This window comes from Sulfurimonas sp. ST-25 (assembly GCF_048079205.1).
GTDB classification, from domain to species: domain Bacteria; phylum Campylobacterota; class Campylobacteria; order Campylobacterales; family Sulfurimonadaceae; genus Thiomicrolovo; species Thiomicrolovo sulfuroxydans.
On the sequence record NZ_CP182225.1, the window covers coordinates 1,036,410 to 1,061,264 of the forward strand.

Annotated in this window: 25 protein-coding genes and 1 tRNA gene; 19 read left to right on the top strand and 7 right to left on the bottom strand. The window is 57.9% G+C overall.

Annotated features, from left to right (window positions below):
* Positions 1-223: 223 nt before the first annotated feature.
* From ACM66T_RS05290 to ACM66T_RS05350, 13 genes are all read left to right on the top strand, one after another.
* Entirely contained in the window at positions 224-742 is a 519-nt protein-coding gene (locus ACM66T_RS05290) for a 4Fe-4S dicluster domain-containing protein (RefSeq protein WP_231020989.1), read from the top strand.
* Positions 742-1,641, top strand: a complete 900-nt coding sequence (nrfD, locus tag ACM66T_RS05295) for an NrfD/PsrC family molybdoenzyme membrane anchor subunit (RefSeq protein WP_231020990.1) — start codon at positions 742-744, stop codon at positions 1,639-1,641. The genes ACM66T_RS05290 and nrfD overlap by 1 nt, the downstream gene beginning before the upstream one ends.
* A gap of 14 nt (positions 1,642-1,655) precedes the next feature.
* Positions 1,656-5,075, top strand: coding sequence for a molybdopterin-dependent oxidoreductase (locus ACM66T_RS05300; protein WP_416768847.1), 3,420 nt, complete (start codon positions 1,656-1,658; stop codon positions 5,073-5,075).
* Positions 5,076-5,153: 78 nt separating this feature from the next.
* Positions 5,154-5,771: a TorD/DmsD family molecular chaperone gene (locus tag ACM66T_RS05305; protein ID WP_231020992.1), complete on the top strand. Its 618-nt coding sequence runs from the start codon at positions 5,154-5,156 to the stop codon at positions 5,769-5,771.
* The gene (locus ACM66T_RS05310) at positions 5,771-6,874 is read left to right on the top strand and encodes a 4Fe-4S binding protein (protein WP_231020993.1); all 1,104 of its coding nucleotides are present in this window, start codon (positions 5,771-5,773) and stop codon (positions 6,872-6,874) included. The genes ACM66T_RS05305 and ACM66T_RS05310 overlap by 1 nt, the downstream gene beginning before the upstream one ends.
* Positions 6,871-7,632 carry a hypothetical protein gene (locus ACM66T_RS05315; protein ID WP_231020994.1) on the top strand — a complete coding sequence of 254 codons (762 nt, stop codon included), beginning with the start codon at positions 6,871-6,873 and terminating at the stop codon, positions 7,630-7,632. The genes ACM66T_RS05310 and ACM66T_RS05315 overlap by 4 nt, the downstream gene beginning before the upstream one ends.
* Positions 7,629-8,138: a hypothetical protein gene (locus ACM66T_RS05320; protein WP_231020995.1), complete on the top strand. Its 510-nt coding sequence runs from the start codon at positions 7,629-7,631 to the stop codon at positions 8,136-8,138. The genes ACM66T_RS05315 and ACM66T_RS05320 overlap by 4 nt, the downstream gene beginning before the upstream one ends.
* Before the next feature lie 86 nt (positions 8,139-8,224).
* Positions 8,225-8,536: a hypothetical protein gene (locus tag ACM66T_RS05325; protein ID WP_416768848.1), complete on the top strand. Its 312-nt coding sequence runs from the start codon at positions 8,225-8,227 to the stop codon at positions 8,534-8,536.
* A 79-nt stretch (positions 8,537-8,615) separates the two neighbouring features.
* Positions 8,616-9,512 (top strand): VWA domain-containing protein, encoded by an 897-nt coding sequence (locus tag ACM66T_RS05330; RefSeq protein WP_416768849.1) that lies wholly within the window; start codon positions 8,616-8,618, stop codon positions 9,510-9,512.
* Positions 9,509-10,414: a vWA domain-containing protein gene (locus tag ACM66T_RS05335; protein WP_231020998.1), complete on the top strand. Its 906-nt coding sequence runs from the start codon at positions 9,509-9,511 to the stop codon at positions 10,412-10,414. The genes ACM66T_RS05330 and ACM66T_RS05335 overlap by 4 nt, the downstream gene beginning before the upstream one ends.
* Positions 10,407-11,174: a tetratricopeptide repeat protein gene (locus ACM66T_RS05340; protein ID WP_231020999.1), complete on the top strand. Its 768-nt coding sequence runs from the start codon at positions 10,407-10,409 to the stop codon at positions 11,172-11,174. Before ACM66T_RS05335 ends, ACM66T_RS05340 begins: the two co-directional genes overlap by 8 nt.
* Positions 11,155-12,273, top strand: a complete 1,119-nt coding sequence (locus ACM66T_RS05345; protein ID WP_231021000.1) for a hypothetical protein — start codon at positions 11,155-11,157, stop codon at positions 12,271-12,273. The genes ACM66T_RS05340 and ACM66T_RS05345 overlap by 20 nt, the downstream gene beginning before the upstream one ends.
* Positions 12,274-12,337: 64 nt before the next feature.
* Entirely contained in the window at positions 12,338-12,580 is a 243-nt protein-coding gene (locus ACM66T_RS05350) for a hypothetical protein (protein ID WP_231021001.1), read from the top strand.
* Between the two features lies 1 nt (position 12,581).
* On the opposite strand, the gene ACM66T_RS05355 is transcribed toward ACM66T_RS05350, so the two are convergent.
* Genes ACM66T_RS05355 through ACM66T_RS05365 form a run of 3 tightly spaced genes read right to left on the bottom strand, consistent with a single transcriptional unit; the run spans position 12,582 to position 16,327 of the window.
* Positions 12,582-13,325, bottom strand: coding sequence for a CHAD domain-containing protein (locus tag ACM66T_RS05355; protein ID WP_231021002.1), 744 nt, complete (start codon positions 13,323-13,325; stop codon positions 12,582-12,584).
* A 33-nt stretch (positions 13,326-13,358) separates the two neighbouring features.
* Positions 13,359-14,369, bottom strand: coding sequence for an endonuclease/exonuclease/phosphatase family protein (locus ACM66T_RS05360; protein WP_231021003.1), 1,011 nt, complete (start codon positions 14,367-14,369; stop codon positions 13,359-13,361).
* Positions 14,366-16,327, bottom strand: coding sequence for a M3 family metallopeptidase (locus ACM66T_RS05365; RefSeq protein ID WP_231021004.1), 1,962 nt, complete (start codon positions 16,325-16,327; stop codon positions 14,366-14,368). Before ACM66T_RS05365 ends, ACM66T_RS05360 begins: the two co-directional genes overlap by 4 nt.
* 107 nt (positions 16,328-16,434) lie before the next feature.
* Here ACM66T_RS05365 and ACM66T_RS05370 point away from each other — a divergent pair, with 107 nt between their 5' ends.
* Both ACM66T_RS05370 and ACM66T_RS05375 read left to right on the top strand, forming a co-directional pair.
* Positions 16,435-17,001, top strand: coding sequence for a YceI family protein (locus tag ACM66T_RS05370; RefSeq protein ID WP_231021005.1), 567 nt, complete (start codon positions 16,435-16,437; stop codon positions 16,999-17,001).
* Positions 16,998-17,618: a DUF502 domain-containing protein gene (locus ACM66T_RS05375; protein ID WP_231021006.1), complete on the top strand. Its 621-nt coding sequence runs from the start codon at positions 16,998-17,000 to the stop codon at positions 17,616-17,618. The genes ACM66T_RS05370 and ACM66T_RS05375 overlap by 4 nt, the downstream gene beginning before the upstream one ends.
* Here the strand turns inward: ACM66T_RS05375 and ACM66T_RS05380 are convergent.
* Together ACM66T_RS05380 and ACM66T_RS05385 are read right to left on the bottom strand one after the other, a co-directional pair.
* Positions 17,602-18,075 (bottom strand): CYTH domain-containing protein, encoded by a 474-nt coding sequence (locus ACM66T_RS05380; RefSeq protein WP_231021007.1) that lies wholly within the window; start codon positions 18,073-18,075, stop codon positions 17,602-17,604. The genes ACM66T_RS05375 and ACM66T_RS05380 overlap by 17 nt on opposite strands.
* Positions 18,076-18,343: 268 nt before the next feature.
* A complete protein-coding gene (locus tag ACM66T_RS05385; protein ID WP_231021008.1) occupies positions 18,344-18,892 on the bottom strand; it encodes a DUF4136 domain-containing protein in 549 nt (182 codons plus the stop codon).
* Between the two features lie 87 nt (positions 18,893-18,979).
* Between ACM66T_RS05385 and ACM66T_RS05390 the strand changes: the two genes are divergently transcribed.
* Together ACM66T_RS05390 and ACM66T_RS05395 are read left to right on the top strand one after the other, a co-directional pair.
* A complete protein-coding gene (locus tag ACM66T_RS05390) occupies positions 18,980-21,379 on the top strand; it encodes a fatty acid cis/trans isomerase (protein WP_231021009.1) in 2,400 nt (799 codons plus the stop codon).
* A gap of 67 nt (positions 21,380-21,446) precedes the next feature.
* Entirely contained in the window at positions 21,447-21,734 is a 288-nt protein-coding gene (locus ACM66T_RS05395) for a hypothetical protein (protein ID WP_231021010.1), read from the top strand.
* On the opposite strand, the gene ACM66T_RS05400 is transcribed toward ACM66T_RS05395, so the two are convergent.
* Positions 21,731-22,276, bottom strand: coding sequence for a macro domain-containing protein (locus ACM66T_RS05400; RefSeq protein WP_231021011.1), 546 nt, complete (start codon positions 22,274-22,276; stop codon positions 21,731-21,733). The two genes, ACM66T_RS05395 and ACM66T_RS05400, sit on opposite strands and share 4 nt — an antisense overlap.
* A gap of 247 nt (positions 22,277-22,523) precedes the next feature.
* Between ACM66T_RS05400 and ACM66T_RS05405 the strand changes: the two genes are divergently transcribed.
* Both ACM66T_RS05405 and ACM66T_RS05410 read left to right on the top strand, forming a co-directional pair.
* Complete coding sequence (locus ACM66T_RS05405; protein WP_231021012.1) at positions 22,524-24,089, top strand: EAL domain-containing protein; 1,566 nt, start codon at positions 22,524-22,526, stop codon at positions 24,087-24,089.
* Complete coding sequence (locus ACM66T_RS05410; RefSeq protein WP_231021013.1) at positions 24,079-24,756, top strand: hypothetical protein; 678 nt, start codon at positions 24,079-24,081, stop codon at positions 24,754-24,756. The genes ACM66T_RS05405 and ACM66T_RS05410 overlap by 11 nt, the downstream gene beginning before the upstream one ends.
* Here ACM66T_RS05410 and ACM66T_RS05415 read toward each other — a convergent pair.
* Positions 24,735-24,818, bottom strand: a tRNA-Leu gene (locus ACM66T_RS05415). The genes ACM66T_RS05410 and ACM66T_RS05415 overlap by 22 nt on opposite strands.
* Positions 24,819-24,855 lie beyond the last annotated feature (37 nt).

Below are 24,855 nucleotides of genomic sequence, written 5' to 3' on the forward strand. Positions count from 1 at the left end.
TTATAAGGCATGATAATCGTACTGACGCTTTTGCATTTTCCGTTCGAAACGGAGGATACAAAAGCGTCTGTGCCGCTTAAAACTGGTGTAAGGAGAACACATGCAATTAGGCTTCCTGGTTGATCTGCATCTGTGTATGGGATGTAAGGGTTGTGAGATCGCCTGTAAAGTGGAAAACCAAGTTCCGCTTTCCACATGGCGTCTTCGTGTTAAATATGTGGACGTGGGAACGTTCCCGGAGACAAAACGGACGTTTACCCCGCTGCGCTGTAACCACTGTCACAATGCGCCGTGTGAGCGTATCTGTCCGGTCAGCGCGCTGCACTACATTGACAACGGCATCGTGAACATCGACAAAGAGCGTTGTATCGGTTGTGCGGGCTGTGTCATGGCGTGTCCGTACGGCGCGATCTACATCGACCCCGAAACGCAGACGGCAGACAAATGTACGTACTGTGCCCACCGTATCGCTTCAAGCCTTATGCCGGCTTGTGTCGTCGCATGTCCGGTCGAAGCGAACATCTTCGGTGACCTGGACGATCCGACATCGAATATCAGCAAGTACATTCAGAACCATCAGGGCGACGTTCAGGTCCGTAAACCGGAAAAAGGAACGGATCCGCACCACTACTACGTCGGCGGCGGCAACGTTCAGCTCAATCCTCTGGCATCGTTCAGAGTCGAAGGTCACCAGCTCTTTAACAAGCTGACGACACATATGCCGGTAGGAGGACACCACTAATGGTACATGAAGCTGTAGCTGCGACAAATGCCGTCGTCACACTCGACGTCGGGCTCCCGGGTATCGTCTGGGGATGGATCATTACAATGAATATGTGGGCGAAAAGCATCGGTACCGGTGTCATTTTCATGCTCTTCTACCTGATGAAGCGTTATCCGGAAGCGGCTGGAAGCCTGCGTTTCCCGGTGACAGTGGTCTCCATCGTCTTCATCCATATTTTCCTGCTGTTCACGGTCATCGACCTGCACCAGATGTTCCGTTTCTGGCACATCTTCTTTACACCGCACTGGACATCGGCGATCACCGTCGGTGCATGGATCGTTACGGTCCTCGTCCTGGTGCTTTTCGGCATGGCGTTCGCGACCTTCATCAAGAAGGACAACGCGCTCTTTGACAAGCTGCTTGTCTGGGCGGTGATCCTGGCGATCCCGGTTACCCTCTATACGGCGGCGATCATGGCGGAAGCGACGGCGCGCGAACTGTGGCAGATGCCGACGGAAGCGGCACAAATGATCCTGGCGGCAACCCTCACGGGTTCCGCGACGGTCCTGCTGATGGGCGGCAACCTGCCGTACGAAGCGAAGCGTGACCTCGCAGTCATCCTCGGACTCTCCGCACTGGCTGCGTTCATCCTCTATATGTCAGAGCTGGTCTTCGGCCCGATCAAAGCAGAGGAAGTGGCGGCAACACTCGAAGCGGTCAAAGGCCACGGCGAGTACACGACGATGTTCTGGGTCGGACAGGTCCTGGCGTTTATCGCGCCGTTCGTCCTGGTCATCCTGAGCGTGACAAACCGCTCTGCCGGCCTGCTGAAGGTCGCGGCCCTCTCCGCGATCGTCGGACTCTGGATCGTCAAGCACGTCTGGCTTGTCATTCCACAACTCTTGCCAATGAGCTAAAAAGGAATTGAAGAATGTATAAAGAAAGCAGAAGAACATTTCTTAAAGGCGCGGCATTTACGGTTGCCGGCGCCGCCGTCGCGAAGGGCGTCTTTACGACAGACGCCATCGCCGACTCGGTAGAAGAAAGCAAATTTACCAACACACCGGACTCCCTCTCCTTCTACCCACCGCTCGAGCAGTGGGACGATTTCAAAGAACTCGACGGGGACGACTGGAAACGCGGCGGTATCGACCGCAAAGGCGTCCAGAGCGCCGAGAACCCGGAGGGTATCTACGTCAATGATTTCGCCATCGTCCCGACGGCGTGTTCCAACTGTGAGGCCTCCTGCGGTCTGACGGCATGGATCGACAAAAAAAGCTTCACGGTCAAGAAATACATGGGTAACCCGCTGCACCCGGGTTCCCGCGGCCGTAACTGTGCGAAAGGTTACGCGACACAGTCACAGATGTACGATCCGGACCGTCTGGCATTCCCGATCAAACGTGCACCGGGCTCCAAGCGCGGTGAAGGTAAATGGGTCCGTACGACCTGGGACGAAGCGATGAGCACCATCGGTAAGAAGATGAACGATACGCTCAAAACAGGCGACGAGCTCTCCCGCAAATCCCTGATGTTCCACGTCGGCCGTCCGAACGAAAACGGCTTCACGGGCCAGGTCTGGACGACGTTCAAGCAAGACGCGTTCAACTCCCACACCAACATCTGTTCTTCCGGCGGGCGTACACCGACGATCCAGTGGGCAAACGACGACCGTACAAGTCCGGACTGGGCGAACGCGAAGCTCGTCTTCTTGAACTCTTCGCATGCAGCGGACGCCGGTCACTACTTCCAGCAGTCTGCGGGCTTTATCGCCGATGCGCGTAAAAAAGGCGCACGCCTGGTCGTTATGGACCCGCGTCTCTCCAACTCCGCCGGTATGGCGGACCTCTGGATCGCGGCATGGCCTGGTACAGAGCCGGTCATCTACCTCTACCTCGCCAACCGTATCCTCCAGGAGGGTCAGGTTGACAAGCGCTTCGTGAAGAAGTGGTTCAACTGGGAAGTCATGATGAAGAACCGCAACTACCTGCAGTTCATGGTCGACAAGGGCTACATCTCCAAGATGCCGGCGGACAAAAGCTTCGACAGCTTTATCGAGATGCTCAAAGAGCTCTACGCGCCGTATACACTTGAATACGCCGTCAAAGAGACCCGTGTTCCGGCATACAAGCTCGAGAAACTCTACGAGATGTTCATCTGGGCCGGCGACGCGATCGCCTCTTACTTCTGGCGTGCGACGGCTGCGGGTAACCGCGGCGGCTGGATGTCCGGCCGTACGGGTTACCTCGCCATCGCGCTGCGCGGTGCAATCGGTACCGTCGGCGGTACGTTCTTCCACCATTGGCACGTTATCTCCGTCGCCGGCAAGGGCGGTTCCGCAACCGTCGGCCAGGGCCGCAGCGGTTCAAACGTCCCGAAAGTCGATGTCTGGAACGAACTGACGTGGCCGCCGGAGTGGCCGCTCTCTACCTATGAGATGTCCTACCTCCTGCCGCACCTCCTCACCGACGTCGAGTGGCAGGAAAAATGGAAGAAACGCGGCCTGAACGTCCCGCAGAAACTTGCTGTCTGGATCCCGCGTATGTACAACCCGGTCTGGATCAACCCGGACGGTTTCCGCTGGCTGGAAGTCCTGAAGGACGAAAGCAAGATGGAACTGACGTTCAACCTGTCACCGACATGGTCCGAGACGAACTGGCATGTCGACTACGTCCTGCCGGTCGGTCTAGCGGGTGAACGCCACGACCAGCACTCCGAAGCGACGATGCCGGCGCGCTGGACGTCGTTCCGCCAGCCGGTCATGCGCGTTGCGCTTGAAAAAGCGGGCTGGAAACCGAAGAACCCGAACCGTGCGACGCTTGAAGCGCACATCAAAGCGGGCCTCGGCGAGGTCTGGGAAGAGAACGAATTCTGGTTCGAGATGGGCTTCAAGCACGTCGACCCGGACGGCAGCCTCGGCATCAAGAAGATGTGGGAATCCAAGCGCAACCCGGGCCAGGCGGTTACGATCTCCGAGTGGTACGATGCCGCCTTCGGTGACAACCTGCCGAACCTCTACAGCACGGCGACTTCCGACCCGCGCTACAAGAACAGCGAGTTCCCGGTCTACGAATTCATGCGTGACCACGGTGCTTGGCTCGAAGAGAGCAACATCTACAGCGCGCAAGAGCGTGAGATCAAAGAGGACGGCGACGATCTGATCGCGCACGGCCACCGTTACAACAAGCACCACGTCGAGAAAGACGAAGAGACGGGTGTCCTGTACGCAGAAGCTCACGGCGACGCGTGGAAGTACAAAGACGGCAAAAAGCCGATCGGTATCGAGATCGACGGCAAGCGCATGGACGGTTTCGAAACCCTGGACAAAAAGCTCGACTTCTTCTCAGAGTGGATGGCGGACGAGTGGAAATGGCCGGAGTACGCGATTCCGTTCTATCCGCGTAACGACGAAGAGAAGAAGGCAATGCCGCATATCGTGTCCCATGTCAACCACATGTACATGAATGCGGACAACGAGTTTGCGCTCAACACCGTCTTCCGTCTGCCGTACAACATCCATACGCGTTCTGCGAACTCCAAACACCTGATGGAGATCTCCCAGAACCACGACCCGATCTGGATCAATACGCAGGATGCGAAGCGCATGGGCTTCAAGCGCGGTGACGCGATCCGTGTCCGTATCACGGATACGGTCTCCGGTCTTGAGAGCGGTTACTTCGTCGCGATGGCGGTCCCGACCGAAGGTCAGATGCCGGGCGTCCTCGCCTGTTCACACCACGGCGGACGCTGGAAGCTGAAAAACGCTGTCACGATCCCGAACGGTGTCTCCGACGGTAAAGTCGAAGATATCACCGTCGGTTCCGGCGATCTGAACGATCCGGCATTCCTGCAGGCCTCACCGGAAGGTGCGGGTACGGCTGCCGGTGCGATCAAAGTCGCTGACTATGACGGCACGGCCGGTATGAACAGCTTCGGTGTTCCGACGGCAGAGATGCAGATGGACGGTAAAACGGGTAAACTCAAGTATGTCGAGGGGATCCATCCGTTCCACGCCAAGCGTTTCGCGGCATACAACAAAGACAGCGACAACATCTGGTGGGACGGTCTTTCCGGCTCCTGGCAGAATGCCGTCGCTCCGACACACCCGGACCCGATTTCCGGTATGCACTGCTGGCACCAGAAAGTTATCCTGGAAGCTGCGCAGCCGGGTGATAAGATCGGTGATATCGTTGTCAACTACGAGAACAACTTTAAAACCTATCAGGCATGGCGTGACGAGCTCACGCGCGGTCTGGACGCCGACTCGACGTTCCGCCGCCCGCCGCAGATCAAGCGTCCGTGGGTACCGCTTACCGAAAAAGCGTACCGCGTCGATATCAAAGACGTTTGAGTTTAATCCCTCCCACCAAGCAGGCTTTCAGCCTGTGCGGTTACAATCTCACCACATCAAAATACAATTAGGTCATAAATGGAACAGACACAAGCACGCAGCAATATCTATGCACTTCTTTCAAGAGTGTTGATGCAGGAAGCCGACACGGAACTTATCGACATTATCAACAACGATGACGCCATCTTGGAGATGATGCCGAACTACAAGGTCTGGGACGCGCGCACGACTCTTCAAAGCAGTGAACTGATCGAGAAGCACCTCAGTCCGGACTTTACGAATATCTCTTTGCTGCACCTGATCCCCTACGAGACCTTCTACACCCGCGAGGACCAGATGATCGAGACCGGCGGTGCCAACCCGGTGACCGATATGTATTCCGCTTACGACTTTATGGTCGACTTCGCCGAAGCGCGTGTCGTCTCCGCCGATCATATCGGGGTCGAGATGGAGTTCATGCACCACCTTTGCGAAGCGCAGATCAAGGCGATGAACGACAATGACAGCGAAGCGGTCGAGGAACTGATGAACGTCGAGCGGGAGTTCCTGGACAAACACCTTGTCCGTTGGGCGCCGCTCTACCTGCTCAATATGAAGCACGAGTCCCGCTCGCCGCTCTATTATGATGCGGCGGACATGGCGCTGGAGTTCATTCTCAGCGACTACCAGTATCTCAGTGAGACAGCGGGAGCCTGATGGCCGGTATTACGTTAAATCCGGGGCGCTGCGTACGGCAGCTCAGCACGCTGAGCACCTGCGACAGCTGTATTACGGCATGCCCGACCGCGGCGCTCGTTGCGACGGAGAACGTTCCCGCCGTCAACCAGGCGGCCTGTGTGGGCTGCGGCGGCTGTGCCGGGGCGTGCCCGACAGAGGCGATCAGTGTCGACGATTTCAGCGCTACGGAGTTTTTCTTTGCCTTTGCCGGGGATGCGGATAACCTCGTCTCCTGCCGGAAAAACGTCCCCTGCATCGCGGCGCTCAGCGTCGACCATCTCTTTTCGCTTGCCTCCTTGAAAGGGGAGATCCGTCTCGATACGGGCCACTGCGAAGGGTGCGAGATCGCCTCAACCTGCCGCCCGCAGTTCGAGGCGCGTGCCGAAGAGGCCTCCTACCTGCTCGATGCAATGATGAGCAGTTCCGGGATCGTTTTCGAGGATGTCGCTTATGAAGAGGAAGCGGATGCGGAAGAGAGCGACCGCCGCGGCTTTCTGCGTGCGTTCAACCTCAAAACGCTGGCGGAGGGGAAGGCAAAGTTCGAACGCGAGGTGGAGACGGCGACGGATGAACTGATCCGCCACCAGCTCGATTCGACGGCGATCGCCCAGCTGCGAGCGAAGAGCCTGCCGGATAAGCGCAAACTGCTCTTTACCGCGCTCAAACGGGCCGACCGTCCGTCGGAATACCACGTTGTCGATGCCTCGGAGTTGACGCTGGCGTCCCAGAAACTGATGGACGGTGACAAATGTACGGCGTGTCAGATGTGCTACCGCGTCTGCCCGACGGGGGCGCTCACAAGCGATATCAAGGGTGCGAAGATCGACTTTGACGCCATGATGTGCGTGCGCTGCCATCTCTGCCATGATGTCTGCGAACCGGATGCGCTGACGCTGTCAACGTCGTTCAATATGAAAGAGCTCTTCGAGCCGACGCAGCAGCGCCTCGTGACCTTCACGGTCCGCAACTGCGATGAGTGCGGAAACCCCTTCACCTCCCTCGCAGGGGAGCGGGTCTGCCACCGCTGCCGGATAGAGGAAGAGGAAGCGCGCACCCTCTGGGGCATAGGAGAGGATCAGTGAACGAAGCCAATCAGATAACACAGGTAACGAAGCTTTATGGCTTCATTGCAGAAGAGGCGCAGCAGAACCGCTTTGCAGTCACCCTGAACAAGCAGTTCAAAAGTGCCGGGGATGATGCGATGATGATCCCGATGAATATCCGGCCTGATGACTTCTATTTTACGCTTTCGAACATGAAGCAGTCGCACGTCAATGGGGCGGTCATCGGAACAGAGTATCAGGATCAGGCGCTCGAAATCGTCGATGAGGCTTCGGAACTGTGCGAACGTACCGGGCTGTGCGATACCGTTGTCGTCGGGAACGGGCAGATGCGCGGGGAACTGCTCCTGCCGCTCGCACTGAAGCAGATGGCGCAGAAGAGCGGTGTGAAACGTCTCGCCTTGATCGGTGCCACGCCGCTCGCGGGGGCGGTGGCGCTGAGTTTTGCACCCGGCACAGTCGCGATGTTCGATCCGTGGATCGAAGATCTGATGGCGCTGCAGCAGCGCCTCGGTACCGAGCTTGACATCAACCGTCTCGCAGAAGGGATGGCGGTGGATCTTTCGGGCTTCGACATGGTGATCGACCTGTCGCAAACGGATGATCTTTCGATGGTCAGTGTCCTGCCGCCGCTGAACGTCGACCTGAAACTGCCGCGGCACCCCTCGGCGCTGCGCCAGCGCTGCATCGAACTTGACGGTGCCTACAGCGGCTACGAGAGTCTGCTGGACATCATGACCGAGACGGTCTATAATTATTTGACAAAGGAAAAGAGATGAATCATCATGATCTGGATGACCTGAAAGCGGAATTCGATAAGTTCGTCCGCGAAAAATGTACGACCGACGAGAAAGGCAATCCCGTCGAAAATGAATACGATGCCGGGGACGCCGTCGACGATGAGCCCGTTCCGGCATTCGTTGACGAGCTGGAGAACAAGCTGCTCGCACCGGTACTCAGCGGCGTCTACCTCTCGCGTATCGATATCAAGCGCATCTCCCAGGCCCTTGACGAATCGCTGCCGATTAAAGAGCGCAAGAAGATGATCAAGGCGCTTTTCCGCCATACGACCTCCAAAGAGTGGCTGCGCAGCGCATTCGACGAGATCACCAACCACATTGACGGACGTATTCTCATCTACCGTCAGCTCGGTGAAGCCTTCCCGGCAACAAAAGCGATCTTTGACGAGCATATCGCCAAGGCGGAGAAGACGAAGAGGATGTTCGACCAGATCGTTGAGGATTTCGAAGAGATCGAACCGACTGACGAGCCGATGATGGTCTAGGGCGCGCGTTACGCCTGTAAGAGATACGATAAGGTTATGGTATAGTATATGCCTATAAACGGTGCCTTGCACCGTAAGGAGTTATTATGAACACAAAAGGTCTTCTTGCCCTTGCATGTATCGGTGCACTCTGTGTCTTTCCGGTCCAGGCGAAAAACGACAAACACGGTGATCTCCCTCCGGGGCTGCAGAAAAAAGCCCGCAGCGGCAAGCCCCTTCCTCCGGGCTGGCAGAAAAAGCTCCAAAGGGGCCAACGGATCGATCGTACCGTGTTTGAACAGGAAGCCGTGATTATCGCTCCCCGTGACCGTGACGGTCTCCTGACCGTCCGTATCGATGGCAAAGTGGCCCGGGTCGCTGAAAAAACGCTGGAAATCGTCGATATTCTCCAGCGGTAGTCATGCGCGGCCTACGCTTTGCCGTGCCGCTCCCGGCGTGTCGGACGGCGCCGATCCCCTTTTCCTGTCCGAGTAACCCATGAGTTTTGAATTCCCCTGGCTGTTTTTACTGTTGCCTCCGCTGTGGTACTGCCTCTACCGCTGCCGCGAACGTCTGAGCCCGCGCTATTTCGTCCATCTTGAACTTTTTGCCGTACGGCGGGGATGGTTCAAATGGCTCTGGCTGCTGCGTTACCTTGTGGTCTTGCTGGTGGTTACCGCCATCGCCTCTCCCGTGACCATCGACAAAGACGATCCACTTAACCGCCAGGGGGTCGATGTCGTCCTGGCGCTTGATGCCAGCGGCTCGATGGGCGCCTCTGGGTTCGACCCGCAGAGCCGAGAGAGCCGCTTCGATATCGCCAGAAAGATCGCGAAGCATTTTATCGTTGACCGGATCGGCGATAACGCGGGGGTCGTCATCTTCGGCGATTTTGCTTTTATCGCCTCGCCGGTGACGTACGAAAAAACCGTGGTCGCGGAGATGATGGATTACCTCGTCTACGGCATGGCGGGACAGAATACGGCCATCGGCGAGGGGATCGCGATGGGCGTCCGGGCGCTTGAGGATTCGCAGGCGATCTCCAAGGTGCTCATCCTGCTGACCGACGGCGAACACAACAGCGGGCGGGTATCGCCCAAGGAGGCGACGGCCCTGGCCGTCAAACACGGCATCCGCATCTATACCGTCGGGATGGGCCGGGATGGGGAGTTCGACGAAGCGATGCTCCGCCGCATCGCCGATGAGAGCGGCGGTGCTTTCTTCGCCGCCTATGATCCGGAGGCCCTGGCGGCGGTCTATGACGCGATTGACGGCCTGGAACGCTCCCGGATAAAATCGGAACGGTTCCTGCGCAAGGAGTACTACTACGCATGGCCATTGGGAGCGGGGATATTTTTACTCTTCTATCTCTGGCGAAGGGAGGCATTGCTATGACGTTTCTGACCCCGCTGTGGCTCTGGACACTGCTCTTCTTGGCCCTCTATTTTGTCTCCCTCCGTCAAAGGGGACGCGGTGTCGTCTGGAACCTGCGGAGCGTTATGCTGATGACGGCGATCGGGCTTGGTATTGTGGCGCTGGCCTGTCCGGTGTCGCTGCAGGAGCCGGTCTCGATCGAGCAGCGCGGCAGCGACGTTATCTTTGCCGTCGACATCTCCCGCTCCATGCAGGCAGGAGACATCGCCCCGAGCCGGCTGGCGGCGGCGAAAAGCGTGCTCGCTTCGGTGGTGGAATCCGATGACACGAACCGTTTCGGCGTGCTGGCCTTTACGACGAACCCGGTGATCCTGTCGCCGCTGACGCGCGACGACGAACTGCTGCTGCACCTTTTTGCGGGGCTGGATACCTCGATGGTGATGACACGCGGGACGGAGATCGGCGGAGCGTTGAAACTGGCGCGGAAGCTTTCGCGCTCCGAGCATCCCATTGTCGTCCTTCTGACGGACGGAGGCGATAGTCTGGGCTACTCCCAGGAAGCGGCGCAGGCCCGTGCAGCGGGACTTATTGTCAATGTCGTGATGCTGGCGACGCCGTCGGGGGGAACGCTGAAGGCCGAAGACGGCAAACTGCTGCGCGACGAAGAGGGCGGTATTGTTGTGACGGCGCGCAACAGCGCGATCGGCGCCATCGCCGATGCGACCGGTGGTGTCGCGATCGACGGGGCCGACGCCGGGGCGTTGGCGTCGGCCATCAGAGCCCAGGGGATGCAGGATGTCCGGGAGAAACGGAAGATCATCCTCTACCGGGAGTACTTCTACTATCCGCTTGCCCTGGCACTGCTGCTGGCCATGCTGGGAATGACGGATCTCCTTTCACGGTTAGGAGGGCGTCGTGCGTAGCCGGTTCAGCCATATCGTCTCCACACCCGCCGTCATGGCATCGCTCCTGGTGCAGGGATGGCGCGGCATGTCGCGATACAGAGGGCACCCGGCGCTTCTTCCGGTGCTGCTCGGATTCTTCGCGGCCGTGCTGTTGCTGCTTCTGCTGCTGCTGTGGAATGCGACACTGCCGTACCGGGCAGAGCAGGCATACCGTGTGGCCGACTACAACCGCAGTGCCGCGCTTTTTGTGCGTATGGAGGGGGCGGCGGCACAGTATGATGCGGGCAACGCCTGGTACCGTTCGGGTGAGTACGAACGGGCATTGCAGTATTACAGTGCGCTGGAGAAGCTTGAAGGCGCCTTCGGCGCGTCGGTCTGGTTCAACCGTGGCAATACCCTTGTCCGTCTCAAGGAGTTCGCGAAAGCCCGGGAGGCCTTTGCCCGCTCCCTGGCGCTGCGGTATGACGAGGAGGCCCTTGCGAATATGATGCACATTCTGGCGGCGGAGGAGCAGGACCATATGCTTACCGGGCGGCAGGAAGGCAAGAAGCGCGCCCAGGACCAGGCGGCCGAACGCAGCGAAGGCGGTCCCAAGAAAGAGGGCGGGGGGAGCAACCAGCAAAGCAGTGCCGAACGACGCTCCGGGGCCGGCAGCCAGGGCAAAAAAGTGGAGCGTGAGGAGCAGCTTGAGTTCTCGAACAAAGGCAACAGCCGTCTGAGCTCGAAACAGTATGAACTGATCAATCAAAGGAATGTACATGAAACGAAGCCCTGGTAGCGGAGTGTTGTGGGCGTTGCTGCTGTTGCCGCTGCTCTCCTGGGCGGCGGAGACAGCCTATACCTGGAGCGCCGCGGCGACGAAAAAGAGCGTCGCGCAGCATGAAGCCTTCGCCGTTGAATATACCTGCCGTTTCGATACGGAGGCCTATGCCTATATTATCGCCTTTGATCCGGCGCAGGAGACCGAGGCGTACCGTATCGAACCGCAGAGCACCGATGAGCAGATTGTCGACGGGCGGCGGGTCAACCGCTACCGCTTCACCGTCTTCCCAAAAAAAGCCGGGAGGCTCACCCTGTCATTCAGCGCGACGATGGAGCATACGACGAAGGCCTCCATTGAAAATGCCGTCATCGGCCGGGACAACGTTGAAAAGCTCGATTATACGTCGCGAACCGTTTCGCTGCCTCCGCTTAGCGTGGAGGTCAGGCCACAGGAGACGGCCTATGCCGGACATCTGGAGCTGACGCTTGCGGTCGACAGCGAAAAGGTAGACGCCTTTACGCCCGTCCAGGTGGCCGTCAGACTGGAGGGGGCCGGCAATCTCGACGTCATGGCGCCCTTTGCCCTTACGATACCGAATGCCCGCCAGTTCACCGACGGGGAGCAAAAGCAGCTTCGTCTGGGCGATAACGGCTATGAAGGAAGTATCAGCCAGCAGTTTGCCATTGTGGCCGAGCACAATTTTACGGTACCCGCCCTGCAGCTCTCCTATTATGATACGGAGCGGAAGCGGACGGTAACGCTGTCGACACAGGCGCATGCGGTGACGGTGAAGCCTGCCGCCGCAGCCGGGGAGCACAAAGCGACGTCATCGCCGACCGCCGAAGTGCCGGTGCCGTGGAGCGCGTCGTGGCTGCACCTGCTGTTGGCGCTGATCGCCGGGATCGTCATCGGGCGTTTTATGTTGCCTGTTCGTGTCGAATCGGAGGCGCTGTCGCTGCCGGAAAAGCTGCAGCGCTGCAGGGACCCGAAACGTTTCGTCGCCTACCTGGCCATGGCGGATGCCGAGAAGTACCGCACGATGATCGATGCGATCGAGGCGAAAATGAAGGCGGGGGAGAAGGTCGACCTCTCCTCTTACAAACGGCAGCTTTAACAGCGCCTCTGGCGATGAGGATAGAATAAGGGTTGCATCTGGCATGGAAAAACAGAGAGTGCATTTGACAAAAATACTCCGTTTCAAAACTGCAGCTGGCATCTTCCATGTGGCCCGCGACGGCGGCGGGCGTTACCATATCCTTTTCAACGACGAGAGCATGGGCGACTACGGCGATATGATCGATGCGATCGAGGGGTTTGTTCACGAGAGCGGGTTTTACATCATCCACCCGGAGATGGCCTATCCCCTTGACACCTTCGATCTCGGCATTCCTGACGATATCAGCGGCTGGGAACCCTGCTGATTCAGAGTTCGAAAGCCTTTTTGAGTTTTCGGAGAGCTTTTTTCCGTGCTTCGTAGAGCGCAGCGCACTCTTGGGAGGGGTGTTTGTCGCAGAAACGGTGCAGCCATGCCAGCTGGTTGGCCGCATCCTGGATGGCGCCGAAGTGTTCCAGGTGCTTCTTGGCGTTTTTGATCTTGCGTTTGGCATCGACGAGACCGGCTTCGTCCAGGAACTCCAGGACGTAGCGCGCCTGTTTGTAACGCAGACGGATCTCATGGATCTCTTCCTCTTTTGAATCCTCGCCAAGGGCTCGCCGCGCTGTTTTCGCTTTTTCGTAAATGGCTTCGCCCCGGCGAATCAGCCTCCCTTTCCGCTGGTCCAGTTTTAGGGCGTGGACGTCGGCGATCAGCAGATCGATCGTTTGGGCGAAACGCCGCGGCGTTTCGGGGGGCCAGCGCTTTTTGTACTGTTTTTCCCGGTAGCGGGTCAGGGCCGCATGCAGGTTCGGGTAGGATTCAGAAGAGAGCGCGTCCAGAAAGACATCGGTCTCGCGCAGGGGATTGGTGACTTTGAGCATCGATTTGGCAATAGCGTCCGGGGCGTAAAGATGATGGGTGTAAGCCGCAAGGACGGAGCGGAACCGCCGCAGGGCGACCCGGAAGCGGTGCAGGGCCTCGATATCGGCGGCGGGACCGACAAGGGGGAGCTGCTCGCTGGCGGTTTGGAGCTGCCGGATCAGGTATGATTTTAAAAGCGCGCTTTCCATGGTGGATTATTATAGTGCAATTTTGTTACAGACTCACTTCAAAATGAAATCGGCGTAGATGGGAAGGTGGTCGGAGTAGCCCTTCCCGATGTGGTGTTTGGGGTACGTTCGGCTGCGCTGCCAGCGGTTGGGTGCCCCTTTTTTCGTCACAAGGTACTCCGGCTTGAAGCGCGCGAAACTTCCCCTGACATACTCGTTCCCATTATGGTCGGCGAGGGCGGGGGAGATGATGATATGGTCCAGGGCCTCTTTCTGGCCGTAGAAGCTGTGGCTCCAGCGCTGCAGTGCCGGCAGTTCGTACCAGAGGTCGTAGGCGCAGGAGGGGCAGCGGGCCAGTTCGTCCAGGGTGACCCCTTTCTCGTCGCGCATCGTCATCAGCACGTCGTTGATCCCCGTGACCCCGTCGGTGTCATTATGTTTGCGTTTGCGGGCAAACAGATGCTTCTCGTCGTAGTCGGCGTTGAAGTCCCCCAGCAGGACGTATGAAACGCTTCCCAGCGCATCGAGCCGCGCTTTCAGGGCTTTGGCCGAGAGTATGCGCAGGCTTTCGGGGCCCGATTTGCTTTTCCAGTGGTTGACGAAGACGTAGAGCGGTTCGCCGCCAGTTTCAAGGCGGACCTCGAGGATGTTGCGGATCCGGTTGCCGTTGGCGACGGCGATTTCACGCTTGACTTTGACGGGGAGGCGCGAGAGCAGCGCCGTTTTGACGACGCTCGGTTTGGCGTCGGCAATGGCGCGGTAGGGGAGGTACCACCCGGCGCGTTTGACCGCCACCTGCAGATCGCGCAGGGCCCGGTCCGATTCGATCTCCTGCAGGCCGATGACGTCGGGTTTTATCTCGGCGATGACGCGGGCGATATTGTTCAGTTTTTTGCGGTAGTTCTTTTCGTTCCACTGCCACGGGGTATTGGGTATGTACTCGGCGTACTCGTTCCCGCTGCGTTCGAGGTCAAAGAGGTTTTCGACGTTATAAGTTGCGATGCGCATGGTCTCTCCTGCAAACAGCAGCAGCGGCAGCAGCAGCGCCGCGAGAAATTTGGTCACGCCTCAATGCCGCTCAGGCGCAGGAGGCTTTGCGTTTCGGGCTCGCGTTCCATCAGCTTGTAGAAAAGCACCCGCATGCTTTCGGAACCGCCGCGTCCCAGAACGATGTCGAGGTAGCTGCGCCCCAGGGCGGTATCGAAGACCCCCTGGTCGACGATGGCGAAGAAGGCGTCGGCACTGAGGACCTCCGCCCACTTGTAGCTGTAGTAGCCCGCGGCGTAGCCGCCGGCGAAGATATGCGAAAAGCCGTTTTGAAACTTGTTGTACGACGGCGGTGTGAGCAGGGCGGTACGTTCGCGCACGGCGTCGAGGACCGCCTGGACGTCCGGGGTCTCCTCCATGTGGAGGGTGAAGTCGAAAATGGCGAACTCGAGCTGGCGAAGCATGCTCATTGCCGACTGGAAGTTCTTGGCACGGACCAGTTTGTCGATCATCAGGTCACTGATGACGTCGCCGCTTTCGTGGTGTTTGGCGAAGAGTTTGAGCACCTGCGGCTCGTAGGCGAAGTTCTCCAGGAACTGCGACGGGAACTCGACCGCATCCCACTCGACCCCGTTAACCCCGCTGACCCCGTTTTCGTTGACGGTGCTGAGGAGGTGATGGATAGCGTGTCCCGTCTCGTGGAAGAGGGTGACGACGTCGTCGTGGCGCAGCAGGGAAGGGGTCGACGCGCTTGAGGGCGGGAAGTTGCAGACGATGAAGGCGGAGGCGAGCTGCTCGTTGCCCTCTTCGTCGAGGCAGTGGCTCTGCCAGTTGTGCATCCATGCCCCGCCGCGTTTGCTCGAGCGCGCCTCGAGATCGAGGTAGAGGCGGGCGCGAAGCTGGCCGTCGACGTAGAGGTCATGGGCCGTCGCGGTCTCGTGCCAAAGCGCAACCCCTTCGGCAGGGCGGATGCTGACGCCAAAGAGGCGGTGGAGGAATTCGAAAAGCCCTTCGACGACGGAGTTCTGCTCGAAGTAGGGGCGGTACTCCTCCTCGTCGATGTCGTAGCGGTTCTTTTTGAGCTGTTCGCCGTAGAAGGCGCTGTCATAGCTCTGCAGCTCCGCCGCTCCGGCAAATTCGCGCAGTTCGGCGAGTTCGCGCTGCCCCTGGGCCATGGAGGCGTCGGCCAGTTCGTTCAGGAAGGCCAGGACGGTGTCGGGGTCCTTGGCCATCTTTGTCGCCAGGGAACGTTCGGCGTAGGTCTCGAAGCCGATTAGGCGGGAAGCCTCTTTGCGCAGGGCGAGGGTCTCCTCGATGATCTCGGCATTCTCGGGAGCGCGGGTCGTATAGCCCTTGTAGAGCGCTTCGCGGATCTCACGGTTGGGACCGTAGGTCATGTAGGCGATGTAGGAGGGCATCTGCAGGGTGAACTTCCATGCCGTCTCTCCCGCTTCGGTTTCAAACGCGGCGCTCTCGATATCGCTTTTGGGCATCCCCTCGACGTCGGCGGGGTCGGTGATGACGTACTCGAAGGCGTTGGTGGCGTCGAGCAGGTTCTGGGTAAAGGTGTTGGAGAGTTCGCTTCGGCGCAGGCTGATCTCGGCCAGGCGTTTTTTGCTCGCCTCGTCCAGGTGGGCGCCGCTCAGCTCGAACCCCTGAATGTTGAGGTCGATGACGCGCTGCTGTTCGGGCGAGAGCAGGTCGTATGCATTGGCTTTGATCGCTTTGAACGCCGTATAGATCTCGAGATTCTGCCCGATCTCGGTGCCGTACTCCGTCAGCAGCGGCAGGGCGGCGGTGTAGACCTCCTGGGTCTTGTCGCTGTTGTTGACGGAGTGCAGGTGCGACATCGGCGTGAAGAAGTGCTCAAGCCGCTCGTCGAGCATCTCGAAGGGCTTGACAAAGTTGGCATAGCTCTTTTCCTCGATGGCGAGCAGGGCTGCGATCTGGCTGCGTCCTTCGTCCAGGGTGCGTTGCAGATCGTCGATGAAAGTCTCCAGGTTGACCTCAAAGGGTAAAAAAGGTGCTTTGCTCATTGATATCCTTCCTATCTTTGTTGAAATATTACCTCAAGATGCTGATACGTGATTAAACAATGGCAGTTATAATAGCCGGAAAACTTTGGTTCACCAGGAGAGTAATGATGAAAAAGATTGCATTATCGGTTCTCGTTGCCGCCACCGTCGCGATGGCCGACTGCAGCTACAGCAAGAGCGGCGACGTCAGTGTCAACTGGACGGCATTCAAGACGCCGATGAAAAAAGGGGTGGGCGGCACCTTCCGTTCCATCGTCTACAAAGGCACCGAGAAAGGCGCGTCGCTGACGCAGCTGCTCAAAGGCGCCAAGGTGATGATCCAGACGAACAACGTCGATTCGGGCAATACCGGCCGCGATGCGAAGCTGGTGCAGTTCTTTTTCAACCAGATGGACGGACAGATGCTCGAAGCGCAGATCCTCGATATGGACGAAGAAGCCAAAGTGGTCCTCGTCGAAGTCATCATGAACGGCAAGGGGCTCAACGTGCCGATGGCCTACAGCTATGAGAAGGGCGTCTTCACTGCCGGCGGCGTGATCGACCTCGGCGACTTCAAAGCCCTCGACGCGCTGACCTCGATCAACCGCGCCTGCTATGACCTGCATGCCGGCAAAACCTGGCAGGACGTTAATATCGGCTTCAGTATGAACGTAGAGGAGAGCTGTACGAAATGATCGCCGCCGCCGTCAAGAAAATGATCCGTTTCCTCTTCGTGGGGGCGCTCTCATTCTTTCCGCTGGTGGTGGTGCTCCTCGTTGTCAATTTCCTTAAAAACATCGGGCTCAGCGCCTATTTCCGCCTCAATACCCTGACCGATTCGACCGGCGCGACGGTCCTGCTGATGCTCGGGGTGCTGTCGGCACTGATCCTGCTGGGATGGACCATCGAACGCTACGGCCGCTCCGTTCTGCTCTCGGCGATCGACCGGATGTTCGAGAAGATCCCCGCGGTCAATACGATCTACTCTGTTTCCCGGAAGATCTCCAATATGCTCACCGGCAAGGATGATTCGGGGAAGAAAGAGGTCGTCCTCGTCGAATACCCCAAAGACGGCGTCTGGGTGCCGGCCTATGTCCTCAACCGCCATAACGGCATCTGCGTCCTCTTCGTGCCGACGTCGCCGAACCCCACCAGCGGCTACACGGTCCTGGTCAAGGATGAGCTCACCGTCCCGGTATCGCTGACGCTGGAGGAGGCCTCCTCCTTCATTATCAGTATGGGGGCGGACTTCGTCAAACGCGACGAAGTGACGGACAAGATTCACGGGGCGGGCGTTACGCCTCGTTCCTGAAGCGCGCGTAGGGGAGGGTGCGCAGGTTGGAGTTGTAGTAGCGCCTGTCGTCGGTGACCTCGCGGGTCACCCAGGGTGGCAGGGCGAAGGTTTCGTCTGCGCTTTGCAGTTCGATCTCTGCCAGGTAGAGCCCCTCGTTTTCCCCCTCGAAGATATCGACTTCCCACAGATGCCCCTCGTAGAGGAGCTCGTAGCGTTTTTTTTCGATCAGCGGCGCGGCGCAGAGTTCTTGCAGCATCGCGACGGCATCATCAGCGGGGATCTCGTATTCGAATTCGCTCCGAACGATGCCCGCTCTTTTGCCTTTGAGGGTCAGGAACGCTTTCGCGTTCTTTGTGCGGACCCTGACGGTCACGCCTTCGGCGGGGATGTATCCCTGCGTGATGACAAGGGGGGCGGGCAGCTCGGGAAGCAGCGCGGGGTCAATGAGAAATTTGCGTTCGATTTCGATGGCCATGGGGTATTGTAGCGCAGAAAAAAGAGGAAAGGGCGCCGGGAGCTTCCCGGCAGGAAAGCTGTTAGTGCTTGCGATCGCCGGTGTTGTGATAGAAATACATGCTGTATCCGATCACTGCGACGCTCGGATAAAAGATGCCAAGCAGTTCGATCATTGTTCACTCCTTATTAATAAGGGGCGTATGCTAGCGAAAAAAGTAGCTCTTTTTCCATTCAAAAGAATTGAATAAAAAGAGCAGTTTTTTTCATGATTGTCGGCACCCCGCCGGTCAGGGCGCTTTACGCTTTTGGGGGAACGTTTTGAGGCTCTCGTCGACGACCTCGTTGATGTAGGCCGTCCGCTCTTCGGGGGTGTCGAAGCTCTTGAGACGGTCGGTCGTGGCGGCCCGCCAGAAGATCTTGTTCCCGTCGGGGTTGAGGGCGTCGATGATGATCTGGGCCTCGTCATATTCGTACTCGCGCTGGATCGGCACCGTCATGGACGCCCCGTACCCGTAACCGTAATAGGGGAAGAAGCCGACCATCTGGAAATCGGTCGTGACCTCTCTTCTGGTGGTTACGTCGGTATGGAAGATGAGGATGAAATCCGCCTCATCCTTGGCGACGGCTGTGTAGCCTTTGCGGGTCATACCGGCGGTGATCGCCTCGGCGATGCGGCTCTGTGTGAGGGTCGTCACCCCCTCTTTACGGGGATAGACGACGGCAAAGCGTTCCAGGGGCGTGAAATCGAACTTGGGATCGTAATCGCTTTGAATCTGCAGGCTGGAGCACCCCGAAAGCAGCAATAGCAGTGCGATAGAGAGTATACGGATGAACATGACAGCTCCTTCGAGATCATGGTTGACGTTGTATATGCATATATTGTAGCAGGGCTCCGGTAACAGAATACGGTACACTTACACTCAATGAAACCGATACTCTACACTTCGATCATCCTGCTGCTCATGGCGCTGGGCGGCTGTGCGCCGAAACCCGTTCCCCCTGTTGCCGTTGCCGTTTCGGAGCGTACCATCGACTATACCAAAGAGGTTCGCCCCATTCTAGACCGCCGCTGCGTGGTCTGCCATTCGTGCTACAACGCCCCCTGCCAGCTGAAACTGAGCGCTTTCGAAGGGCTTGAACGCGGAGCGACGAAGATGGCCGTTTACGACGCCGAAAGGCTCGGCGCCGCCCATCCGACCCGCCTCTTCGTCGATGCGGACACTGCCGATCAGTGGCACGACAGGTACGACTTCTACTCGGTGACGGCCAACACCGCTTCGGGCCGTTTCAATGACTCAACACTGGTCAGCCTGCTCGAGGCCAAGCGGCAACTGCCTCATAGCGCCGGGGAGTACCGGCCGGAATCCGACGAACTCACCTGCCCGCGAGACCACGACGAACTCGAAGAGTACCTGGATGAATACCCGGAGCGCGGGATGCCCTACGGCTTCCCGCCACTGACGAATACAGAGATGACGACGCTGGCCCAGTGGGCGCAGCAGGGGGCCAGGGGGCCGGGCAGCGAGGAGCAGCGGCGGATGAACGCCCCCGCGGAAGCCGACAGGAGTGCGCTGGAAACCTGGGAAGCTTTCTTGAACATGCCGGATGCCAAACACGCCATGACGGCCCGTTACCTCTATGAACACCTCTACCTGGCCCATATCCGTTTCGCGACCCCGGACGGCGCTTTTTATGAACTGGTGCGCTCCGAAACGGCTGCGCCGTCTGCGATCAAGATCATCCCTACGATAAGGCCCTACGACGATCCGGGCAAGGACGCGTTTTATTACCGGTTCCGCCGGATCACATCGACGCTGGTGCACAAGACGCACATGGTGTTTACGCTCGATGCGGCCCAGCTGGCGCGCGTTGAAAAGGACTTCATCGAGGCCCCCTGGAACGAGACGCCGCATCTGATGGGGTACGGTGCGAAACAGTCGGCCAACCCCTTCGCGACCTTCGCCCAGATCCCAGCCGCGGCGCGGTACGCCTTTTTGCTTGACAACAGCGAATACATCGTCCGCACCTTTATCCGCGGCCCGGTCTGCAAAGGGCAGGTGGCGCTGAACGTGATCAACGATCATTTCTGGGTCATGTTCCTCGACCCCAAATATGATTTGAGCCTGCACTACCCGAACCTGCTGCGCTTCAACGAGAAACAGCTCTCCGTGCCGGACGAACAGGGGAGCGATTTCCCGGCTTACCACTCCCTCAGCGACAAATATATCGAGCATGCGATCGACTACTATAAAGCCCGGGCGGATTTCTATTCGCTCATCTATACGGAGGGGCTGGGGTATGACGCGATCTGGAAGGGAGAAGAGGCCGATGACGCGCCGCTGCTCACGGTCTACCGCCACTTCGACAGCGCCTCGGTCCATAAAGGAGCCCTCGGCGATCTGCCCAAAACCCTCTGGGTCATCGACTATCCGCTTTTCGAACGCATCTACTACGCCCTGGTCGCGGGATTTGACGTCTTCGGTAATGTCGGGCACCAGACCAACGTCCGCCGCTATATGGACCGGCTGCGCGTGGAGGGGGAGAGCAACTACATCGACTTTATGCCTGCGGATGTCCGGAACAAGCTTTTCGACGCGTGGAACAAAAATCTCAACCTTCTGGTCGAGAACAAGCTCTTTTACCGTCCGGCGCGCATGCCTACGGCCGTTGCTTTCGAGACAAACGATCCCAAACGCGAATTCGTCGAGCATATTGTCGATCACGAGCTGCTGGGGGAGACGGACATCTCCTTTGATCCGGTGAACTATTTCCGCGCGGGGGACGCGCATCCGCCGCTCCCCGAACACTACCGGACGCGCGGGGATTATATCCAGGCGTTCCGTGCCATTTCGAAACCCGGGACGGCCTTTGTCCGTACGATCGACGGCCAACAGTCGAACCTGGCGTATGTCCGTGTGCGTATGCCCGAAGGGGAGGAGGATATCCTCTTTTCAGTCGTCGTGAACCGTTGGCATGACAACGTCGCTTTCATGTTCGATGAAAAGGGCCGTCTCGACCCCTCCAAGGACAGTGCGGATTTCATCTTTGATTTTATCGGCTCCTATCCGAACATGCTGCTCGAGCTGGATGCGGAGGAGGCTCCGGCCTTTTTCGATATGCTCGCACACTACAAAGATACGCCCGAGTATCGCCGCCGCTTCTTTCATTTCGGCATTACCCGGGACAACCCCCGCTTCTGGGAAACGTACGACTGGTTCCAGAAACGCTTCGAAGCGATGCACCCCATTGACGCGGGCTTGTTCGACCTGAACCGCTACTACTACCTTTCGCGCTCCCACGGGAAAAAAGAGGGGGAAGAGTAAAGGGCGGACGCCGGCGGGCGAAATGTGCTACAATGGTCCCAAGCCACTTGAATAAAAGGAGTCTAGGATGTCAAAATCGATGGTTGAGATCAAAACGCTAAAACTGGCGCATACGCAAAACGGCACGATCAGTATCGCGCATATCGAGGAGCCTTACGGCAAACACAGCAGCCCGGTGGTCAGCATCGCCATCGCATTGGAAGGGGCATCCAGCGACTGGAAGGTCCATCTCCCTTACGAAAACATCGATGAGGTGATCAAGGGACTCCAGGAAGCGAAAGCGTCCAACGAAGGGATGCCGCATCACGACAAGCATACCGAAGACCTGAATGCCGACACCGGCGGCGGGGCCTAGGCCAGCTCCTCCCCGAAGACGCTGCGCATGAGGGCACCGTCGCCTTCGGAGTGCGCATACAGTAACACCTCACACTCAAAACCGACGCCACTTCTGAAAAAATCACGATAGATCTCCAGCACCTGCCGCTTGTCCAGCCCGCCGACACCCGTGCCCATCAGCGGCAGCGCCAGGGTGACGTTCTTGCCGTGCAGCGCGGCAAAGGCGGCCAGGGCCGTCTGAATGTTACGGAGGATGGTCTCGATCTCCCCAAGCCGCGGCAGGGCCTCCGCCGCGCCGGGATTGTAGTCCATTACGGCGGCATGAAGCATGCTGCCGAAACGCGCGCAGCCGCCGGTGGCGACGACATCCCCTTTCTGCAGCGTTCCCGTTTCCTTCAACGCACGGGTCATGGCGCTCTGCAGGGCCGGGCCGCAGGCACGGGCAAAGGCGCCCGAGACCCCGGAACCAAGCTGTAAAACGGTATTGGACGGATTGACAATGAAGTCCGATGCCGGTGCGTCCAGGAGGTTCCCTGTTTTGATGGTTACATGGTAGGCCATACACACATTGTAGCATCATCTGCACGGGGGAGGGGAGGGAGCCGATACCGACAGCATCCATGACCAGGCACGGTCCGCCTGCAGATAAGATCTTTGAGAAAATGTAGTAACTTTAACAAATTACTACAAAACCCTTGACACAAAAGTAGTAATTGTGCTAGCATGGAAAAATGTGTGAAACCGTCGTCGCAGTGATGACGGTGCCAAAGAGGCCCATGCGGCCACGGATGACTGGACGGAGGGCGCGATGCCGATTCGGACACTTCAGGACAAACACTACAAAGGGATCAGCGAACTCTACCGCAAATCCGACGGGAGGGTGACGGGTTACTACGTTACCTACCGCGACGAGGAAGGGAAGCCGGTCAAGCGAAGGGTCACCGCCGATGACAAGGACGAGGCACTTCGCAAACTGGTCGACATCAAAGATGAAGTTGACCGACTGAAACAGGAGAAGGCGATGAGCGCGCTCCCCCTAACCTCTGAACACCAGGGAAAGAAGCATGACGCGACGGCGGCACGGGCCGTGGACGTTACGCATGAAGTCCACTCTATGCATGATTGCCAGAAGCGGATCTCCTCGTATGAGGGCAACGCCGTTGTCATGCTGATCGACATTGTCGCTTTCGACGACATCCGTATCCTCTACGGATACGAGAACGCGGAACGGATGGTGGCGGAGCTTGAAACGCTGGTGCGCGCGACGCTGGGCCGGTTCGAAGAGGACGCCCACTTCCGTACCCTCGGTGCCGCGCCGTTCGATTTCGACCTCTACCATCTTTATGCCGACCGGCTCTGCCTCTTTGTCAAAAACGACTTTTCGCACCGCCTGCTGGATTTCATCGCCGAAAAACTCCACGCCTGTGTGTCGGAATACGCCTTTCATGTCATACAGGGGAACAGCATCCATATCAATGTCTCAATCGGTGCGAGCAAAGCCGACGGCGCCGTCAGCCTGATGTACGCGGAAAAAGGGCTGCAGGAGGCGAAGAGGCTGCACAACAGCTACATCTTTTATGATAGCGGCTCCGCCGAGCGCAATACCCATTATTCCAATAAAACCTATGAACTGCTTCAGGAAAACATCGAGCACAAAAGGGTGACGCCCTATCTGCAGGGGATCTTCCGCAACGGTGAACTGACGAAACCGGAGAAGTTTGAAAGCCTGATGCGGCTGGTAGACCGGCAGGGACGGGTGCTTTCGCCGGCGGCTTTCCTGGAGAAGTCCAAAGAGTACCGCCTCTATACCCAGCTGATGCTGCAGATGATCGACAAGGTGTTCGACGTGCTGGCGCACTACGACATCGCGGTGACGCTGAACCTCTCATATGTTGATATCAACAACGTGCTTTTACGGGAGCGTCTGCTGGAAAGGCTGGCGAAGGAGAAGCGCGGCGGCAGGCTGACGGTTGAAATTCTCGAGAGCGACCAGATTCGCGACCTGGAGATTGTCAACGAGTTCATATTCAGGCTGAAAAAAAGCGGTGTCTTGATCGCCATCGATGATTTCGGCAGCGGATTTTCGAACTATGACAACCTGCTGAACCTCGAAATCGATTACGTCAAGCTCGACGGATCGCTGATCTCGAATATCCATGACCGCAAACATCGCATTATCCTCGGCAACATGGTCAATATCTGCCATGAGCTTGGGATCGAGACCGTGGCGGAGTACATCAGCGACAGAGGGGTGCTGCGGATGGCGCAGAGCATCGGTGTCGACTATTTCCAGGGGTACCACCTTCATAAGCCGCAGCAGTGGGATGAGGCGCTGCAGACCTTTGGTTACAGGGAGGCCGCCTATGCATCATGACGACAAACAGCTGTCGGAAATCACGGACAGGACGATGCGCCGGCTGATGAACGAAGCGATCGTCCTGCCTTCGAAATACCGGGAAACCTTTATGGAGGAGGAACAAAAGAGCCTGGAAGCGTCCCGTGAAGCGGGAAACGGAGATGCCACGCACCGTGAAATCGATCTTCTTCGCACGCATCTTTTTTCTGACGATGTCACGCCGGCGAAAAACCGTCTCTGGCTCTACAAACAGAAGCTCAATGCCCGCCAGGGCTTTAACGATGAGGGCTATCTTGTCAGCCTCCGTATCCAGGATTACACGACGATTGTCGATGAATACGACACTGTCATCGGTAACCGGGTTCTGATGCTCGTCTGCAGCTATGTGATCGAATTCCTGAAAATGCAGCGGGTGAATTTTGAAATTGCCCGCTATGCCGAAGGGGATTTTCTGCTGTTTATGCATCACATCGATGAGAGTGAAGTTGATGCACTTCTGGTCAATATGCAAAATGGTGCGGCCAACCATACGTTCAAACACCGCAGCAGAATTTTCGGTCTGACTTTTGATGCGGTAGCGATCCGCTATCTCGAAAATGAACCGTTTGCTACCGTCATGGAGCAGCTTGAAGAAAAAAGGTTTGAAAAAAAAGTTGAAGAGGGTGGTACCGCTGGCCGGACTTGAACCGGCACGTCCGAAGACAACGGATTTTGAATCCGTCGTGTCTACCATTCCACCACGGCGGCTGACGCAGAGCCGAATTGTAATGGATGCATCCTTAAA